The following is a 2,446-nucleotide window of genomic DNA, read 5'->3' on the forward strand; positions in this document are numbered from 1 at the left end:
GGGATTTTTAGAATCCCGGTTGGATGCTTTACCTGGGAGTTATTGTCTGACCAAATAGCGTTTGCAATACTGTTGTCATAACTTAAACGTAAGCTATCCTTGGTATCATAATCATTGGTAGTAATGGTAAACTTCAACGTATCGCCACCACAAGTTGACAGCGAAAAGGGCCCTGAAAGCACTGGTGAATTATTATTTGGACAAGATATGACAATGCACGAATAATCTCTGGTTTGCTCACTAATATTAATCATATTTCCATTGATTTTCCGCCACTGTTTAATTTTCAGCACCATGGCAGTTTGCTCAATTTTCATAGGTCGGAAACCAATATTTCCATTAACTGCATCCAGATGATAACCACGTGGAAAGGGTAAATTTGCATTAGGGAAACCCCAAAAATAAGTAGGCTTTTCATAGGTGTATTGGCCTGAGTAGTTAATGGCAGTTCCTGAAGCTGAAAGGGGAGAAGTCCATTCGTAGCTTAATGAATCAGCTGAAGCTCCTCCATATCCGACATCACTAGCTCCGTGGTTAAATACAAAATCCTGCCCGATGCAAATAATTGTAATGGGTGGACTTGAAAAAGTTGGTGAATTATCACAAGGAGTGAGACAGCGATCTAAAGTGGCATCGATATAAAACATACCTGTAATACCAGTTGTTACAGCTGAATTTCGACAACAATAACTATAACTCAATTGTACTTTACAACAACTTCCTGCATTGGTCAGAACCACAAGCTGGGTGTAGGTATATTGCTCAATTCCATAAGGAAAAGAACATCCTGACGATTGACAACGGGTGCAACTGGCTCCACAGGTTGATGTAATATCTATTGGTGTTGGTTTTGAAATGTTTAAAGTGGTAATAGTGACTGATGTTGTTGCGCATTTTATTGGAATTTGAGCTGAACCCATTGGTACACCATTACAGTCTCGGTAAACAGTTAAGCTAACAATAAAGCTATCTTGCCCAACACAAGTCCAGGAAATTTCACCTCCATACATACTGGCTGCATTTACTTCCTGCATGCCCATGAAAGAAATGATTGAAATACAGAATACCACAAGTAATTTTTTCATGATTTATATTGTCAAATTGTTTTTTCAGTTTTGTAGATGTAATTCAGAATACATCAAATATTTTTGAATTTATTCATCTTATCTGAAAATGATTTTTTCCATATAGATATGATGATTGATGTCAGTTATTTTAAGATAATACATACCACTGAGCTGTCTTTTAATTACATAATTGAATTCCTTGATATCAACTTGCTCAATTAATTCTCCAAGAGAATTATATAAAGATAATTCCTGCATTTGAATATCGGATGTAAGTGTTATGGAATTGCTTGATGGATTGGGAAATAGCTCTATTTTGCCTTTAGTTATTTCTTGATTGGCCAGAAATAAATCCACAAAATCAAATTTAGTCGTTGAATCAGGACAGCCATAATTTGTAATAACAAGGAGTGACACCGTAAATTGATCTTTCCGATTATAGGCATGTAATGGATTTTCTTCAGTTGATGTTTTTCCTTCACCAAAATGCCAGAGATAGGATTCCACATAACCATCAGGAATAATACTGCGGTTGTAAAACTGAACAAAATATTGATTAAGTGAGCTGTCGTAATAAGCAGGATCTTTGTCAAAATCAGCTTCAGGTAAATCGATTATTCGTATGAACATAGAGTCCCAAACTGTAAGGCAAATAGTGTCGGTCGTTTTAATTTTTATGTTGAACCACTTTCGTGATAATTCATTGCTATCCGGAAAATAAGTTACATTTTTCTCGTAGTAATTAGGGGAAAAGTGTCCATTTGAGCCAATATCTGCCATCCATTCAATGCCCGAAGTAAAGCTGTCGTGTGCACTTAGTTGTATCCTTTTGTATTGGCAAAAACTATCGTTATTGACAATTTTTAATTCGGTTTGACCAACGTTTAACACGATGGTTTCACTATCCACCTGACAATAAGATGTATCGGTAATTGAATATAGAAATGAATAGCTGCCGAAACTTGTATCTGCATTGAAAAAATAATCTTGATAAAGAGGACCTGTTAATGTGCCACCTGCAGGTTTTGGCGTTATTTCAATTAAACCATATTCTTTGCAAAAATTGTTAATGCCATATTCGGTTTTTAGTTTAATATTGGGCTTTGGTTTCACGGTAATGTAGGTTGTGTCGTAGCTTTTGCAACGAGAGTTTCCAACCCAATACAGAATTTGGTGCACGCCACTACCAGACACATTGGTGTTGAATAAATCTCCACTTATAGAGGGACCCGACCAATAGCCAGAGCTAATATCTGCTTTCATTGTGTAAACACCACTGTTCTCGCATAGTTCAGGGACATCCTCAATAGTAGGTTTCAGCGAAGAAAAATAAACCCGAACGTATTTATAATCAGATGATGCGCATCCATATTGATCAA

The 2,446-nt window shown here is 36.4% G+C and carries 2 protein-coding genes; both read right to left on the reverse strand.

Features of this window, described 5'->3' with window-relative positions:
• A partial coding sequence (locus HOG71_14500; GenBank protein MBT5992059.1) for a hypothetical protein occupies positions 1-1,085 on the reverse strand: 1,085 nt, incomplete at its 3' end.
• 78 nt (positions 1,086-1,163) lie between these two features.
• On the reverse strand, positions 1,164-2,446 hold a 1,283-nt coding region (locus tag HOG71_14505), incomplete at its 5' end, for a T9SS type A sorting domain-containing protein (protein MBT5992060.1).

Source organism: Bacteroidota bacterium (assembly GCA_018698135.1).
GTDB lineage: Bacteria > Bacteroidota > Bacteroidia > CAILMK01 > JAAYUY01 > JABINZ01.